At 62.0% G+C, this 15,290-nt stretch carries 16 protein-coding genes; 14 read left to right on the top strand and 2 right to left on the bottom strand.

Going from position 1 to position 15,290, the window contains the following annotated elements; translation table 11 throughout:
• Positions 1 to 28: 28 nt before the first annotated feature.
• Complete coding sequence (locus ACZ881_RS07080) at positions 29 to 1,129, top strand: D-TA family PLP-dependent enzyme (protein WP_476113631.1); 1,101 nt, start codon at positions 29 to 31, stop codon at positions 1,127 to 1,129.
• 114 nt (positions 1,130 to 1,243) lie between these two features.
• A complete protein-coding gene (locus ACZ881_RS07075; RefSeq protein ID WP_476113629.1) occupies positions 1,244 to 1,903 on the top strand; it encodes a biliverdin-producing heme oxygenase in 660 nt (219 codons plus the stop codon).
• Here ACZ881_RS07075 and ACZ881_RS07070 read toward each other — a convergent pair.
• Positions 1,889 to 2,410 carry a flavin reductase family protein gene (locus ACZ881_RS07070; RefSeq protein ID WP_476113627.1) on the bottom strand — a complete coding sequence of 174 codons (522 nt, stop codon included), beginning with the start codon at positions 2,408 to 2,410 and terminating at the stop codon, positions 1,889 to 1,891. The genes ACZ881_RS07075 and ACZ881_RS07070 overlap by 15 nt on opposite strands.
• Before the next feature lie 205 nt (positions 2,411 to 2,615).
• On the opposite strand from ACZ881_RS07070, the gene ACZ881_RS07065 reads away from it, so the two are divergent.
• From ACZ881_RS07065 to ACZ881_RS07030, 8 genes are all read left to right on the top strand, one after another.
• On the top strand, positions 2,616 to 2,918 hold the full coding sequence (locus ACZ881_RS07065; protein WP_091464608.1) for an urease subunit gamma: 303 nt from the start codon (positions 2,616 to 2,618) through the stop codon (positions 2,916 to 2,918).
• Between the two features lie 8 nt (positions 2,919 to 2,926).
• Entirely contained in the window at positions 2,927 to 3,298 is a 372-nt protein-coding gene (locus ACZ881_RS07060) for an urease subunit beta (protein ID WP_454809104.1), read from the top strand.
• Entirely contained in the window at positions 3,295 to 5,025 is a 1,731-nt protein-coding gene (gene ureC, locus ACZ881_RS07055; RefSeq protein ID WP_476113623.1) for an urease subunit alpha, read from the top strand. Before ACZ881_RS07060 ends, ureC begins: the two co-directional genes overlap by 4 nt.
• Before the next feature lie 8 nt (positions 5,026 to 5,033).
• On the top strand, positions 5,034 to 5,507 hold the full coding sequence (gene ureE, locus ACZ881_RS07050) for an urease accessory protein UreE (RefSeq protein ID WP_091464614.1): 474 nt from the start codon (positions 5,034 to 5,036) through the stop codon (positions 5,505 to 5,507).
• Positions 5,508 to 5,645: 138 nt separating this feature from the next.
• A complete protein-coding gene (locus ACZ881_RS07045; protein WP_476113620.1) occupies positions 5,646 to 6,317 on the top strand; it encodes an urease accessory protein UreF in 672 nt (223 codons plus the stop codon).
• Positions 6,318 to 6,338: 21 nt separating this feature from the next.
• Entirely contained in the window at positions 6,339 to 6,956 is a 618-nt protein-coding gene (gene ureG / locus ACZ881_RS07040; RefSeq protein WP_091464617.1) for an urease accessory protein UreG, read from the top strand.
• Between the two features lie 214 nt (positions 6,957 to 7,170).
• Positions 7,171 to 8,061, top strand: a complete 891-nt coding sequence (locus tag ACZ881_RS07035; RefSeq protein WP_476113619.1) for an urease accessory protein UreD — start codon at positions 7,171 to 7,173, stop codon at positions 8,059 to 8,061.
• Positions 8,061 to 9,113, top strand: a complete 1,053-nt coding sequence (locus ACZ881_RS07030; RefSeq protein ID WP_476113617.1) for a HoxN/HupN/NixA family nickel/cobalt transporter — start codon at positions 8,061 to 8,063, stop codon at positions 9,111 to 9,113. Before ACZ881_RS07035 ends, ACZ881_RS07030 begins: the two co-directional genes overlap by 1 nt.
• Before the next feature lie 57 nt (positions 9,114 to 9,170).
• Here the strand turns inward: ACZ881_RS07030 and ACZ881_RS07025 are convergent, their stop codons facing one another.
• On the bottom strand, positions 9,171 to 10,148 hold the full coding sequence (locus tag ACZ881_RS07025) for a serine hydrolase domain-containing protein (protein ID WP_476113616.1): 978 nt from the start codon (positions 10,146 to 10,148) through the stop codon (positions 9,171 to 9,173).
• Positions 10,149 to 10,440: 292 nt separating this feature from the next.
• On the opposite strand from ACZ881_RS07025, the gene ACZ881_RS07020 reads away from it, so the two are divergent.
• The 4 genes from ACZ881_RS07020 (at position 10,441) to ACZ881_RS07005 (ending at position 15,234) form a co-directional block, all read left to right on the top strand.
• Entirely contained in the window at positions 10,441 to 11,064 is a 624-nt protein-coding gene (locus ACZ881_RS07020) for a hypothetical protein (protein WP_429331031.1), read from the top strand.
• 24 nt (positions 11,065 to 11,088) lie between these two features.
• Positions 11,089 to 13,581 carry a signal peptidase I gene (locus ACZ881_RS07015; RefSeq protein ID WP_476113613.1) on the top strand — a complete coding sequence of 831 codons (2,493 nt, stop codon included), beginning with the start codon at positions 11,089 to 11,091 and terminating at the stop codon, positions 13,579 to 13,581.
• A 103-nt stretch (positions 13,582 to 13,684) separates the two neighbouring features.
• On the top strand, positions 13,685 to 14,194 hold the full coding sequence (locus ACZ881_RS07010) for an RNA polymerase sigma factor (protein WP_420179727.1): 510 nt from the start codon (positions 13,685 to 13,687) through the stop codon (positions 14,192 to 14,194).
• 5 nt (positions 14,195 to 14,199) lie between these two features.
• The gene (locus ACZ881_RS07005) at positions 14,200 to 15,234 is read left to right on the top strand and encodes a hypothetical protein (protein WP_476113611.1); all 1,035 of its coding nucleotides are present in this window, start codon (positions 14,200 to 14,202) and stop codon (positions 15,232 to 15,234) included.
• The last annotated feature ends 56 nt before the right edge of the window (positions 15,235 to 15,290 follow it).

Genomic DNA, 15,290 nt, shown 5'->3' with positions numbered 1-15,290 from the left:
CAGGGTCCCGGCCGTTAGTGTTTAAGGAATGAACGTGATTCCCCCTGAAGTCATCACCCCTGCCGTCCTGATCGACGTCGATGTCCTGGACCGGAACATCGAGCGGATGGCATCGAGTGTGCTCGGGCGTGGGCTGGGACTTCGTCCGCACGTGAAGACGCACAAAACGCTGGAGATCGCGCGTAAGCAGCTCGCGGCGGGAGCCGTCGGTATAACTGTCGCCACGATCGGCGAGGCCGAGGTCTTCGCGGCGGACGGCGTGAAGGACATTTTCATCGCCTACCCGCTCTGGGTTGAAGCGCCGCACGCGGAACGCCTACGCGCCTTGGCGGCTCAGTGCCGCCTCGCTGTCGGCGTGGATTCAGCGGAAAGTGCGACGGCGATGGGCGGCCAACTGGGCGCGGATGCCGGAAGCATTGAGGTACTCATCGAAGTGGACAGCGGGCATCACCGGAGCGGCGTACTGCCGGACGAAGTGGTGGATGTTGCCCGCGCTGCCGTCGCTGCCGGGTTGACTGTGTCGGGAGTTTTTACGTTCCCTGGGCACAGCTACAAGCCCGGCATGCCGACTGGCGCGGCGAGCAACGAGAACGAATCGTTGGCGCAGGCCGCTGAGGCTTTGACGCAGGCCGGCTTTGATGTGAAGACCATCAGCGGGGGATCCACACCTACTGCCCTGATCTCCGGTGACACCGCGGCAACCGAACTGCGTCCCGGAGTCTACGTGTTCGGCGATGCCCAGCAGTTGGAACTCGAACGTTGCGGCTGGGAGGACATTGCACTGACCGTTGCCGCCACCGTGGTCAGCAGGCACGAAGCCCGCGATGGGAACGTGCGCCGCGTTGTGGTGGATGCCGGCAGCAAGATCCTAGGCAGTGACCGCCCGGACTGGGCCACCGGATACGGGCGGCTTCCCGAATTCCCCGAAGCCAAGGTGACCGCACTGTCCGAGCACCATGCCACGGTTGTGTGGCCGGATTCTTCGGACTTGCCGCCCTTGGGCACGCGGCTCCGGGTCATCCCCAACCATGTGTGCCTCACCATGAACCTCGTGGATGCGGTCACGGTTGTCCGCGCCGGGGCCGTGGTGGAGCAGTGGGCTGTTGCAGCCCGCGGCCGGAACTACTAAGCCGGGCCAGCGCTCGCGGAACTGGCGCGAATAAGCTTTACCCCTTATGGGTCCTGTGACAGAGTGTCATCAAACAGCCTTTTGGTCCGTTTAGCGTGATGACTGGAGTCAACTATGACCGCCTTATCCGAGGAGCTCAAAAGCCATACAGCCTCCGCTCACGAGCATGCCGAGCAGGCTGGATTTGTCACTGAATTGCTGGCCGGCCGGATGGAGGCTAGCCAAGTAGCAGCCATGCTGCTGCAGAACTACGTCATCTACCGGGCTTTGGAATCGGCGTTGGAAGTCAACCCGGACCCTCGTCTCGCACCCTTCGCTGACCCGGCGCTCATGCGGGGCCCGGCACTGCAAAAGGACTTGGCGGTGCACTTCGGAGATGACTGGGAGCGGAAGCTCGGCGCTGGCCAACTGCATGTGACGCTCGGCGCCCAGACGTACGCCGATGAACTCGGCGCACTCGGTCCGGGCTCGGCCACGTATCTTATGGCACACCACTACGTCCGCTATCTGGGTGATCTTTCGGGTGGGCAGATCATTTCCGCTCTTGTTCAGCGGCACTACGGCGTCAACCCCGAAGGGCTCAACTTTTACGCCTTTGACAGCATTGGGAAAATTAAGCCGTACAAGGACTCATACCGCTGTCACCTGGACGAGGCCGATTTCTCGGACACCGAGAAGCAGGAAATCCTTCACCATGCCGAAGTGGCCTTCGAAACCAACCGGCAGGTCTTTGTGGACCTGATGGACCAGTACCTGCAGCTAAGCCACGGCTGACACACTCTGGAACAGGGTGTGGAACTCCCTGTTGTGGTAAACCAGTGGAGCTGAAGCTGACGGGTTGGACCTGATGTCCAAAACCCTCGCGGCCAGCAGCACCGAGCCGCCCATCGGTGCGCGGTGGATGATTTCGCACCGCAATGCCCAAATGGCCTCCTTGAGCAGGGGCTCTCCCGTGGGCAGTACCTCCCAGTCCATGGCGTCCGTGAAGCGCGGGGCTGCTGGGTCTGCAAAGGTCCGGACGAGCTCCACCTGATCGGCGCCGACCAGATGGACCACGATTGTCTGTGCGGCTGCAATGTGAGAAGCCGAGCGGCCGCCGGTTACAGAGAATGCCAGCGTTGGTGGATTAACTGCCACGGAAGCCACTGAGGATGCCGTCAGCCCCACCGCTCCCTCCGGTCCCGCTGCCGTGACAATCGAGACTCCTGCCGGATGAGCGCGAAACGCGGCCCTGAAAAGCTCGCCGACTGGTTCGGATGGCAGGGGCTTGGGGTGGGTCATTCATACACCTTCGTGGGACTTGAACTGTGCTTGGGATAGCGCCTCGTGCAGGCACACACCTGATTGATGCTAGGACCTCAACTTTAGTTGAGGTCAATTCCGGAGAAACCGACCCTCGACTGAGACGATTTGGAAACGTAGCCGAAACTTCTGCTCCCTACGCTGGTCACAATCTGTCCAGGTGCCCGGCGTCCAAGGAGTAACCATGCATCTTTTGCCCCGTGAGCAGGAGAAACTCATGATCGTGGTGGCCGCCGACCTTGCGCGGCGGCGCCAAGGGCGAGGGCTCAAACTGAACTACCCGGAAGCCGTGGCGATCATCAGTTACGAACTCATCGAAGGGGCCCGTGACGGCCGAACAGTTGCCCAACTCATGAGCTACGGAACCACCGTGCTCCGCCGCGAAGACGTTATGGAAGGCGTGCCGGAAATGATCCACGACGTCCAGATCGAAGCCACCTTCCCTGACGGCACCAAGCTCGTCACCGTCCATAACCCCATCCGTTAGGAGCCCCCATGATCCCCGGTGAATACAGGCTCCAACCCGGTTCCATTGCGTGCAACGGCGGCCGTACGGCGATCGCCGTCGAGGTTGTGAACCGCGGCGACCGGCCCGTGCAGGTCGGTTCGCACTATCACTTTGCTGAGGCGAACAGCGCCCTGGAGTTCGACCGCGAAGCCGCTTACGGCCGCCGTCTGGACATTCCCGCGGGCACAGCCGCCCGTTTCGAGCCGGGCGACCGAAAGACCGTCCAACTGATTGAACTCGCCGGGACGCGCGAGGTGCACGGGCTCAGCAACGCAATCAACGGAAAGCTCGACGGCGGCACGCGCCTGAGCGGGACTGCTTCGCTGAGCGGGACTGCTCCAGAAGGAGACACCAAGTGAGCTTCGAGATTCCCCGCAAACAGTATGCCGAGCTGTACGGTCCGACGACGGGTGATGCCATCCGTTTGGCCGACACCGAACTGTTCCTCGAAATCGAGAAGGACCACACCGTCTACGGCGAAGAAGTAGTGTTCGGCGGAGGTAAGGTCATACGCGACGGCATGGGCCAGAACGGCCAACTGACCCGATCCGAGGACATTCCGGACACGGTCATCACCAACGTGATCGTGCTCGATTACAGCGGCATTTACAAAGCCGACGTTGCCCTGAAAGACGGGCATATCTTTAGGATCGGTAAGGCCGGCAACCCGCAGATCACCGACGGCGTGGACATCGTGATCGGCGCCAGTACAGAGATCATCGCCGGCGAACGGAAAATCCTCACCGCCGGCGGCATCGACACCCACATCCACTTCATCTCCCCTGAGCAGGTCCCCGCGGCACTGTGCAACGGCATCACCACCATGGTGGGCGGCGGCACCGGCCCGGCCGAAGGAACCAAAGCCACCACCATCACACCCGGCGCCTGGCACATCTCCCGGATGCTGCAAGCCGCCGAAGGGCTCCCCGTCAACATCGGCCTCTTCGGGAAAGGCCACGCATCCGCCGTCGAGCCCCTCGCAGAGCAGATCCGCGCCGGTGCCGTCGGGCTGAAAGTCCATGAAGACTGGGGGTCCACCACCTCATCCATCGACATGTCGCTGCGGGTGGCCGACGAATACGACGTCCAGGTTGCCATCCACACAGACACCCTCAACGAGTGCGGCTTCGTGGAAGACACCATCCGGGCGATCGACGGGCGCGTGATCCACACCTTCCACACCGAAGGCGCAGGCGGTGGCCACGCCCCCGACATCATCAAGATCGCCGGCCTGCCCAATGTGCTCCCCGCCTCCACCAACCCCACGCTGCCGTACACCAAAAACACCATCGAAGAGCATCTGGACATGCTCATGGTCTGCCACCACCTCAACCCGGACATCCCGGAGGACGTGGCCTTCGCCGACTCACGAATCCGCGCCGAAACCATCGCCGCGGAAGACGTCCTGCACGACCTCGGTATCTTCGCCATCACGTCCTCGGATTCCCAAGCCATGGGACGCGTAGGCGAAGTGGTGACCCGCACTTGGCAGGTAGCCGACGCCATGAAGCGACAACGCGGGGTCCTGAAGGACCCATCCGGGACGGCACACGGTTCCGCCGAATCCGACAACTTCCGGCTCAAGCGCTACGTGGCCAAATACACCATCAACGCGGCCATTGCCCAAGGCATGGCCGACGTCATCGGCTCCGTGGAGGAGGGCAAATTCGCGGACCTCGTCCTCTGGGACCCCGCGTTCTTCGGCGTGAAACCCGAACTCGTCATCAAAGGCGGACAAATCGCTTACGCACTCATGGGCGACGCCAACGCCTCCATCCCCACCCCCCAACCACGGACCATGCGGCCCATGTTCGCCACGTACGGCAAGGCCCTCCAGAAGACGTCCATCACGTTCCTGTCCCAAGCCGCCATCGACGCCGGAGTGCCCGCCCAGCTCGGCCTCGAACGCATCATCAAACCCGTCACCGGCATCCGCAACCTCACCAAAGCCGACCTCAAATACAACGGCGAAACCCCGGACATCGCCGTCGACCCCGAATCCTACAAAGTGAGCGTCGACGGCGTCGAAGTCACCTCCCAGCCCTCCGACGTGCTGCCCATGGCCCAGCGCTACTTCCTCTTCTAGGAGCTTCCATGATCATCGAAAAAATCCTGGGCAACCTCCACGAACAGCCCAACCACTATGCAGGCCGACACAAAGAAAAAGTGGTCCTGCCCAGCGCCCTGCTGGTCAAACGCATCCAACGCGTCACCACCGACCACGGCAAAGAACTCGGCATCCGCCTCCCCACCGGAACCGGCGACCTCCGCGACGGCGACATCCTCGCCGTCGACGACCACAACATCATCGTCGTGTCCGTGCTGCCCACCGACGTCCTGGTGATCGCGCCGCGCAGCATCCACGAAATGGGGGTCGTGGCTCACTCGCTCGGCAACCGGCACCTGCAGGCACAGTTCTTCGACGCTTCATCCGAGTACGGCGCGGAGGTCATGGTTTGTCAGTATGACCACACGGTCGAAGACTATCTGAAGAGCGTCGGTGTCCCCTACGACAGGCAAGAACGGGTCATGCCGGTTGCCTTCCGCCATGCCGAGCATTCGCACTAGGCGAATCCCGGTGCTGGCTTTCGGGGTTGGCAAGCCTGCGGCGGGTGATAGGGGCCGTGCCCGCTTCGCGATGCCCACCACACCGCGGCCCCTATCACCCGCCTCTGCTTGTCGAGCCCAGTTCCAGCGCGGTGCGCTTTGAGCGCTGGATATCAGCTGGCGCTGCAGCAACTGACCGACTCTGCGTTGCCTACGGGGGCGTTTGCTCATTCTTTGGGGTTTGAGAGCTATATCGAGCGTGAGTTGGTCCGGGATGAGGTCACTTTTGGGAAGTGGTTGGGTGTTTTTGTGGGGCAGCAGCTGACTTATTCCGATGGGTTGGCTTTGCGGTTCTTGTTTGAGGGGGTGGATGTGGGCTTGCTCGATGGGGTGTTGTCTGCGCAGTTGTTGGCTCGGGAGGTTCGGGAAGCCTCTTTGAAGATGGGTGGGCGGTTGTTGGAGATTGGCGGGGAGGTGTTTCCTTCGGGGGAGTTGGAGGCGTATCGGGGGCTTGTTCGGGAGGGGTTGGCTTCGGGGCATCAGCCCTTGGCTTTTGGGGTGATTGCGCGGTCCTTGGGGGTTCCTTTTGAAGCGGCGCTCTCTGCCTATTTGTTTGCCACCGTTACTTCGCTGACCCAAAACGCGGTGCGGGCCATACCGCTTGGGCAGAACGCCGGACAGCGCGTACTTCGGCAAGCGCACGACGTCGTCGCTACCGCCGTCGATGATGTAGCACAGCTGTGCTGGGACGACTTCGGGGCCGTCAGCCCCGGCCTTGAAATTTCACAAATGCGGCACGAACGGCAACGCGCGCGCATGTTCATGAGCTAGCTAGCGTAAAGGACAGAAAACATGACCGAACCCATCAAAATCGGCGTTGGCGGACCCGTCGGAGCAGGCAAAACCCAGCTCGTGGAACGCATCACCCGGCACATGAGCGGCGACATCTCCATGGCCGCCATCACCAACGACATCTACACCATCGAAGACGCCAAAATCCTCGCCGCCAACGGAATCCTCCCCGAAGACCGCATCATCGGCGTCGAAACCGGCGGCTGCCCCCACACCGCCATCCGCGAAGACACCTCAATGAACACCGCGGCCATCGAAGAACTCAAAGCCAGGCACCCCGACCTCCAAGTCATCTTCGTCGAATCCGGCGGCGACAACCTCTCCGCCACCTTCAGCCCCGAACTCGTCGACTTTTCCATCTACATCATCGACGTCGCCCAAGGCGAAAAAATCCCCCGCAAAGCCGGCCAAGGCATGATCAAATCCGACCTGTTCATCATCAACAAAACAGACCTGGCACCCCACGTCGGAGCGGACCTCGCAGTCATGGAGAGGGACTCCAAGGAGTTCCGCGGCAACAAGCCGTTTTGCTTCACGAACCTCAAAACCGACGAAGGGTTGGACGCCGTCCTCAACTGGATCCGGCGCGATGTCCTGATGCTCGACTTGGCATCGTGAGGGCGTCTTCCAGTGCCGAAGCGGTGAGCGGAAGTGCGGCCGCTTCGCCGGGGATAAGGGGCCGTGCCCGTCCCCAGCCGCTCCCAACTCTCGCAAGCTCGAGTCGGGGCCCTCGCGGCAGTGGGCCCCTCGCGTGGCCCGCCACGCCGCGGCCCCTTATCCCCGGCTACGCAGCCTCGGCTCTCGGTCACCTTGAGACAGTGGGCATCACACGATGACCGCCACTTTGGGGAACGTAGAGCCCCACGCTGGGTTGGCTTTTAGGGAGGGGGTGCGGGGGCGGTTGGAGTTGGGCATTAGTGTGCGGGGCGGGCGGTCAGTTGCTTCGCGGCAGTTTCATGAGGGCGTGTTGAGGGTGTTGCGGCCGCACTATTTGGATGAGTCCGGGCAGGTTTGTTATGTCATGGTCAATCCGGGCGGGGCCTATCTTGGGTCGGATCTGTTTGTTGTTGACGTGGAGGTCGAGGCCGGGGCGGATCTGTTGCTGACCACTCAGTCGGCCACCAAGGTGTATCGGACTCCGGGGTCGTTCGCTGAGCAGCGGATGACTGTGCGGCTGGGGGAAGGCTCGCGATTGGAGCTGATGCCCGATCAGTTGATTGCGTATCGGCAAGCGAGCTATCGGCAGAATTCGCACATCAGTCTCCATCCGACGTCGAGCCTTGTCATGGCCGAGGTCATCACGCCGGGATGGTCCCCGGATGGCGGGGCGTTCAGGTACGAAGAGGTGCGGCTGCGCAACGAGATCCGGGTGGAGACCGGTGATGGGTCCAAGTTGTTGGCGCTGGACAATCTGCTGATCCGGCCACCCTGCAACGATGTGACCGGGATGGGGTTCATGGAGGGCTTCAGCCATTTGGGGTCGTTGGTGGTGGTGGATCCGAGGGTGGACCAGAGGCTTGCTGATGAGCTGGACCAAATAGTCCGTGGATTTGACGCTCATACGGGGGTGTCCTTGACTGCGACTATTGCCGGGACTGCCGGGATTGTGCTGCGATCGTTGTCCAACAGCACTGAGGAACTCAACAATTTGCTGGGTGCTTGCACCGGCGTCCTGCGGGAACGTTGGTACGGGCAGGCGCCCTTGAACCTGAGGAAGTATTAATGACTGCGCTGACCGAGTTCGCCACCATGTACCGGGAGCGGGAGACGTTGTCCTTGCGTACCCGGCTGTTGTTCACGTTCGGCGCCGTCGCCGCTTTGCACCTTGCCGCCGTCGTGCTGTTGCTTGTTGGGTCAGCGGGTGGCGCGCAGCCGTTGGCGCTGGGGCTGCTGATCACCGCCTACGTGGCCGGAATCAAGCACAGTTACGACTGGGACCACATCGCTGCAATCGACAATTCCACGCGAAAATTCGTGGCACAACACAAGGATCCTGTGAGTGTGGGGTTCGCGTTCAGCTTGGGCCACAGCTCCGTGGTGATCCTGGCCGGGCTGCTGGTGGTTGCGGGTGCGACACTGATCGGGCAGTTCATGGAGGACGGGACCACTGGAAACAAGGTGTTGGGCCTGATCGGCAGTGGTGTTTCCGGGCTGTTCCTGCTGGCTATGGGCTTGTTCAACGGCTCGGCGTTCTTTCGCGCCACGAGCGTCTACCGTCAGGTGCGGCGCGGAAGCGAGGCACGTCCCGAAGACCTTGAAGCGAAAGGCTTCGTAGCCCGGTTGCTCGCCAAACCGCTGTCCAAGGTGGAGCGGCCACGGAACATCTACGTGATCGGTTTCCTGTTCGGGCTCGGGTTCGACACCGCCACCACCATCGGGCTGCTGGTCATCACCACGACGGCGTCACTCGCCGGGGTCTCGCCGCTTGCCTTGATGGCCCTTCCGCTCGCGTTCACCGCCGCCATGACCCTGTGCGATTCCGTCAACGGCGTGGCCATGATGAAGATGTATAAATCGGCCATCCACAACCCGAGACGGAAGCTCGGATTCAACGCCGTGATTACCGGCATCTCAGCGGTCTCGGCGCTGTTCATCGCAGTGATCACCCTGGGGGGATTCGTCAACGCTGCCTTTGAGTTGGAGGATCCCCTCACCACGTGGCTTGGCAGCATTGACCTTGGTGACGCCGGCTTGATCCTGGTGGGGCTGTTCGTGATTGTTTGGGCGGTGTCCGCGGTGCGTGGGCGCGTAACACGGCCAGCGACGCCCAACTGAGTCGCAGTACAGCGCGTTTAGAGCCCTCAAAACGCGCTGTACTGCGACTCACTTGGGTTAGGAAGCTGCCACCGCGTTGAAGAGCTCGTTCGTGTCCACACCGCGGTCCGGGGTGTCCAGCACGTTGGTCAGGAACACAACGCAGCGATCCTGCTCCGGGAACATCCACCACTCCGTTCCGGACCAGCCCGGGTGCCCATAAATCCCCTGCGCGAACAGATCTGACTCGTTGGCGGGCATCTGGAACCCGAGCCCGGTGTGGCGGAGCGGCTGCGGCCGGGTGGTGATGTGGGAAACCTCCCTGGTTCGGGGCCTCCGCATGGCAGCCAGCGTTGCTGGCCGAACAGCTTTTCCGGAATTCCGAAGGAGCTCAGTACCAAGATTGAGGAGATCCGTGGCCGTGCCGAACAGGCCGGCTCCGGGATGCCTGTTCTTGTACATGGCCTGGACATCAAGGCCCGCAGTGTCGGCGCCGTGGACGGTGTGCGGATTGCACTCCGTGTTAAACGTAAGGCCGTGGGCTCCCGTGTCCGCAGCCAAGGCCAGGAGCTGATCCTCGAACGGGCGTCCGTCGGTCCATTCGGCCATTGCCGCTGCGCCCTCGAAAGCGATGTTGCAGTACTGGACCAGGGAGCCGGCGTAAAAGGCTTGCCCCGCTGAGGTGAGCGCTTCGCGGAGGGGAGTGCCGTCGTCGAGCGCTGGGTCGGAAATTCCGGAACGGTGGCTGAGCAGCTGATCAAGGGTCACGGTGTCCGTGCGGCCGACGCCAAAGCCCGGCAGCGCGTCACCGAGCGAAGCTGCAAGCGCAAGTTTCCCCGACTCAACCTGTCGCATGACCGTGAGTGCGCTGATCGGCTTGGTGACCGAGAACAGCGCGAAGTGGTCGTCGGCTGTGGCGTGCCTGCCGCCGTCGGACCCGAAGGCCACAATGTCCTCAATGCCGTGGCTCGACGCGACGCCCAGAACCGATACCGGCACACGGTTGTGGTTTACCTGCTTACGGGCCCAGTCTGCAGCGGGTCCTGTTTCCACCATGGTTGTTTACGCCTTCGTTCGGGGTCTGTGCATCGAACATATCGTGCGGCGCGGCAACGCCGCAGGGACGTTGCGGGCAAAACTTCACGAAACAGAAAATCACCCCGAACAATATCGAGTGTGACATAGAGTGACAAGTCAATGACTAAAATGTCAATTACATGACTAACTCGTAGATAGAGGCCCATATTTACCGTATTCTGGGCTCGTCGTTACGCAGTGAATGGGGTGCCTGGTCTCGATGCTTCCCAGCGTGCGGCCTCGGACCGGTCTCAAACAAAGGATTCGCACCATGAAAACCCCTTCCTCACGTACAAGGGCCATTGCGGCCTTCACCGCTGGGCCTATCGCAATACTTATTGCCGGCGCAATGGTCTGGCAGGGCTCGCAAGCCGCGTTCACGGCATCCACGCGCAACTCCGGAAGTGCCTGGAGCACCGGCAACGTCACGTTGGCTGACGATGACCTCGGCGCCGCGGCATTCACAGTGGAGAACATCGTCCCCGGACAGACCGGCCAGAAATGCATTGTGGTCACATCGAATTCGAACGTTGCCGGAGAAGTCCGTGCCTATACACAAAACCTGATCGCCGACCGCGGCCTTGAAAACCAGATCTTCTTCGATCTGGAGCAGGGCACTGGCGGATCTTTCAATGACTGCACGGGCTTTACGCCCATCGCCAACACGGTTCCGGCGCTTCCTCTTTCCACACTGTCAACCCAAAACCGCGACTTCGCAACCGGCGGATCCTCTTGGGACACAACTGGCACGCCCGGTGAAACCCAGAGCTATCGCGGAACATGGCGATTCGACACCACTGGCCTGACTCAGGAACAGGTGAACGCTTTGCAGGGCGCCCGGGTCAGCATTGACCTTGTGTGGGAACTGCAATCAGACACCGCACCTACGCCGTAGGCTGATTGGACTCTTTGCTTCGACGTGGGATTGGACACCAAGGACAGCGCCGGGTCGGCCCTGTTCTCCGCTGAGGGATGGGTTCCATTCGTCGTGGGCATTATCGCCAGGGTCTATTTGGGCATTTCCCTGAGCCTAGCGGTGATCGCTCTCTTTCCAGCTCTACTCGGTTGGAACGGGAGTGTGGTTCAAAGCGGTTCCATGGAACCGCACATCAGCCCCGGCGACGTAGTCCTCACCTCTGAGCTTTCCGACGCCGAACCCGTTCCGGTTGGCGGCGTGGTGGCCTATCTGAGTCCAGCCGAGGCTGAACCCGACGGAACAGCAAAAACACGGCTTCATCGCGTGGTCGGTGCCAACAATGACGGCACCTACGTGACAGCCGGCGACGCCAACATGGACGTAGACAGCACGCCGATGAAGCGCGACCAGATCAGCGGCAGGGCCCGCATCCTGGTGCCGATGGTCGGCTTACCCGGACTCTGGATCTCCCACGGGACGTTCCCGCAGATCGCCATTTGGTCTGTGGGAACGCTTCTGGCCGTGCTCTGCGCCATCTACGTGGGTGGCTCCGCAGGCGAAACGCGAACACCCGGCCCCCAACGGAACAGCCGAGGGCGACCTTCCGCCGTCGGGGTCGGACCCACCGATGCCGGACCCACCGATGCCGGACCCACCGCTGCCTGGCCCACGCTGTGGGCCAACCCGCGCGTCAAGGGCACAGCGGCGTTCCTCCTTGCTGCGGTCATTGCTGTCCTGGTAATCCTGGGCGCCACGGCTGGTACGTCCGCCGCCGCCTTCACATCGGTCACGTCCACGTCCGGGAACGGTTGGGCGGCCTCCCCGGATTGGAACCCGCCCACCGTAGCGCTCGCGGACCCCGGCGACTCGGTCAAGGACACCGTTACCATCTCGGCATCAGCGCAGGACGCCGAGTCCGGCATCCGGAGCATCGACGTCGAGTACCTCCGCGACGGTACAACCACCTGGACCACCATCTGTTCAGCTGCCACCGCCGCAGCCACCTGCCACTGGAACACCAAATCAGTGCCCGACGGCGGCTACAGTCTCCGCGCGCGGGCTGCGGATAACGCCGGGCTCACCTCTGTTAGCGCCCTCCGCGCCACAACTGTCGCCAACAACCTGCTGGTGGTCCTGGCTAGCCCGGCCGAAGCGGTTCGCGGCAACGTTCCTCTGTCCACCAGCCTGCTCGGCGCCGCTCACCCGCTTTACAGCGTCCGGGTTGAGTACTCCTTGGCAGGGGCCAACAAGTGGAGCATTCTGTGCCTTGATGTGACGGTTCCGTATAACTGCACGTGGAACACAGCCTTCACGGCGAATGAAACCTACGATCTTCGGGCGGTTGCTGTCGCGGGTCTGACCTCCACTTATTCGGCGGTGGTCACGGACATCACCGTGGATAACGTGGCTCCCGCGGTGACCATGACGGACCCGGGAACACCACTCAGCGGCGTGCGTACTTTGGCCGCCACGTCCACGGACGCTCATTCCGGGGTTGCCCAAGTCAGCCTTCAGTACGCCCGCACCGGGACAAACACCTGGACCACCTTGTGCGCGCTAACGGAGAGCCCCTACGCTTGCCGCTTCGATACCACCACCGTGGCCGACGGCGGCTACTCCTTCAGGGCCATCAGTGTGGATGCCTCGGGAAACAGTGCTACCTCCGCGACCCTGAGTAGAACTGTCGACAACACGGTGGCATCGGTCTCCTTGGAGGATCCCGGCGCTTACCTGACGGGTGCCGTGCCTCTGACCGCCGCAGCGAACTCGACTGCCGGCGTCGCTTCTGTTCGGATCCAAGTCGCACCCGCCGGGTCAACAAGCTGGAGCACCCTCTGCACCATTGCTGCTGCCCCCTACGGTTGCAGTTGGAACACGGCCGGTTACACCGACGGAATCTACGACCTCCGGGCGGTACTCACTGACCGCAACGGGAAGGAAGTCATTTCCGCAACGGTGGCGGCCAAGAGGGTGGACAACAGCCCGCTCCGTGCTGCCGACATACGAACCACCAACGGTGGAGCCATCCAGGGAAAGCTCGAACCAGGCGACTCGATGAGCTTCGTCTACAGCCAGCAGGTCAACTTGGCAACTGTCAGTCCGGGCTGGGCGGGGGCGCCCCTTCCCGTGACAGTTCGATTGCGGGACGGCAACCTGCTGGGCCTGGGTAATGGGCAGGATGTAGTCGACGTGCAACGGACCGGGAGCAGCGTCAACCTCGGATCAGTCAACCTGAAGCAGAACTACGCAAAGAATCGTAAGTCCGTGGTGTTCAACGCCACCATGACGGCTGCAACCGAAACAGTGGGCGGAATTCCCCGCACAGTAGTCACAGTGCTCCTGGGTAGCGCGGCGAGCGGTGGCGCCGGTGTTAGGACTTCAGGCGCGGCCGCAAACTTGGTCTGGACGCCGACGTCGGCCGTCAGTTCTCCTGCAGGAGTCGCCTGCTCGCTGGCGCCGCTGACCGAACCGGGGACGTTGGACAGGGATTTCTGACACCGATCGGGGAAATCTTTCACCGCCTGTAACCCTGGCCGCCCGGCCGGAAACTATACAAGTATCCTGCAGTTCAGGGCTCTAATTATCAGGGGGAACAATCGTGCTTTCAGAGCGCGAATTGGCGTTCATCGCCATTCACAAAGACAGCTACCCATCCGTTTTCAAGTTCGTCTGCCGACGGGTTGAATCCGCGGAGGTAGCTGAAGAGATCGCGGCCGACGTGTTCCGGGTCGTATGGCAAAAATGGACCGACGATTCCCGCCCGGACCTCCCGTACCTCTTGACGGTTGCACGGAACCTGGTGGGAAATGCGTACAGGAGCCGTGACAGGCGCCTGGCGCTACAGGAAAAGCTGCGGACGACGGCGGTCCAACGGTTTGGTGACGACTCCGAGAACGTTGCTGTCCAGGATGCGATGGAACGCCTGCGCGAGAAGGACCGCGACATTTTGCAGATGGCGTACTGGGACGGTTTGGGGAGCGCCGATATAGCCAAGGTGCTGCAGTGCAGCGAATCGGCGGCTAAAGTCCGCCTTCACCGGGCACGGACAGCCTTCAGAAAACAACTGCCTGCAGGGGCCGAATCGACTACACAGAAGATGGGGGTCTGAAGTCAATGGATCCGATCAAGAACCAGATATCAGCGATTGACCCGCTCACTATCGATCCAGTGGCGGAACCCAACGGCGAAGAAGCGCTCCACAAAATTCTGTCGGGCACCACGGTGTTCAGCGACAGCCGCCCGATCGCCGCAGTGACGTCCCTGGAACAGCGCAGGCGACGCAAAGCCCAGATTGCCGGGGGACTGTTGCTCGGAGCTGCTGCCGTTACAGCGGGAGTGCTTGTGGCCGCCAACTTTGGCTCGATTAACACCGCGCCAGCGCCTGCCGTCACGGTTGCGTCCACAGAAGCGACACCCACGCCCAGCGTTTCGGTGACCCCTACTCCGACGCCCTCAGTTACTCCGACCGCAACGCCCACCGCCACACCTACACCGACGCCCACCCAAGTGCCCGCACCCGCCACACCTCCAGCTGTCGCCTCGGCGCCAGTGGTGCCACCCGTGCAGGCGCCGACCACCCAGACCTACACTTTCCCGGACGGGCATTTGTCCTTCAACTATCCGGTCGGCTGGAGTATCCGGGCGGAACAAGGACCATTCGATCCGCCCGGGACTGCGGAAGCCTCGCGCATTGTGACTGTATTCGATGGCGCTGGGGCAGAGGTAGCCCGCCTGTTCAATGGAAACTACGCGGATGGGACGGGCGGCTGGGTGAAGAGAACCGTTTATGACCGTGCCGTAGTACCTGGTGTTGTGTCCTCAACTTCGCCCAACGACCCCGTGCAGTTCGGGTTCTTTGCCCACCAGGCGGCCGTCATGACGCACCCGGGAGAGGAAGCTCCGGCCACGCCGCTGGACGAGACACCCACCTACATCATGGACGTTCGCCTGGGCTCCGAGATGCAAGCCGGTGAAACAGGTTCTGGCATCAATCAGATCCGCGTACCTAACGGCATCATGAGTGCCTACGCGGTTTTCGATCCCGCCAAGCAGCCCGCCTTTGCCACCCCGGAAGCTGCCAAGGCCTGGATGAATACCACGCAGTACGCCCAGCTGAAGGCGATGTTCCTGAGCCTGAATTACAAATAAGCCCATCTGAGTAGCAGTTGAGGCCGTTCTGACAGTTCAAAACGGCCTCAACTGCG

This window comes from Paenarthrobacter sp. TE3676, from assembly GCF_056279165.1.
Note: the sequence above shows the minus strand (reverse complement) of the source record. Positions and strands in the feature narration are given on the sequence as shown.

What these genes read in the sequence shown, in the direction of transcription:
- ACZ881_RS07080 (WP_476113631.1), top strand. Translation starts at nt 29, where the DNA reads ATGAACGTGATTCCCCCTGAAGTCATCACCCCTGCCGTCCTGATCGAC.
- ACZ881_RS07075 (WP_476113629.1), top strand. Translation starts at nt 1,244, where the DNA reads ATGACCGCCTTATCCGAGGAGCTCAAAAGCCATACAGCCTCCGCTCAC.
- ACZ881_RS07070 (WP_476113627.1), bottom strand. Translation starts at nt 2,410, where the DNA reads ATGACCCACCCCAAGCCCCTGCCATCCGAACCAGTCGGCGAGCTTTTC.
- ACZ881_RS07065 (WP_091464608.1), top strand. Translation starts at nt 2,616, where the DNA reads ATGCATCTTTTGCCCCGTGAGCAGGAGAAACTCATGATCGTGGTGGCC.
- ACZ881_RS07060 (WP_454809104.1), top strand. Translation starts at nt 2,927, where the DNA reads ATGATCCCCGGTGAATACAGGCTCCAACCCGGTTCCATTGCGTGCAAC.
- ureE (WP_091464614.1), top strand. Translation starts at nt 5,034, where the DNA reads ATGATCATCGAAAAAATCCTGGGCAACCTCCACGAACAGCCCAACCAC.
- ureG (WP_091464617.1), top strand. Translation starts at nt 6,339, where the DNA reads ATGACCGAACCCATCAAAATCGGCGTTGGCGGACCCGTCGGAGCAGGC.
- ACZ881_RS07035 (WP_476113619.1), top strand. Translation starts at nt 7,171, where the DNA reads ATGACCGCCACTTTGGGGAACGTAGAGCCCCACGCTGGGTTGGCTTTT.
- ACZ881_RS07030 (WP_476113617.1), top strand. Translation starts at nt 8,061, where the DNA reads ATGACTGCGCTGACCGAGTTCGCCACCATGTACCGGGAGCGGGAGACG.
- ACZ881_RS07025 (WP_476113616.1), bottom strand. Translation starts at nt 10,148, where the DNA reads ATGGTGGAAACAGGACCCGCTGCAGACTGGGCCCGTAAGCAGGTAAAC.
- ACZ881_RS07020 (WP_429331031.1), top strand. Translation starts at nt 10,441, where the DNA reads ATGAAAACCCCTTCCTCACGTACAAGGGCCATTGCGGCCTTCACCGCT.
- ACZ881_RS07005 (WP_476113611.1), top strand. Translation starts at nt 14,200, where the DNA reads ATGGATCCGATCAAGAACCAGATATCAGCGATTGACCCGCTCACTATC.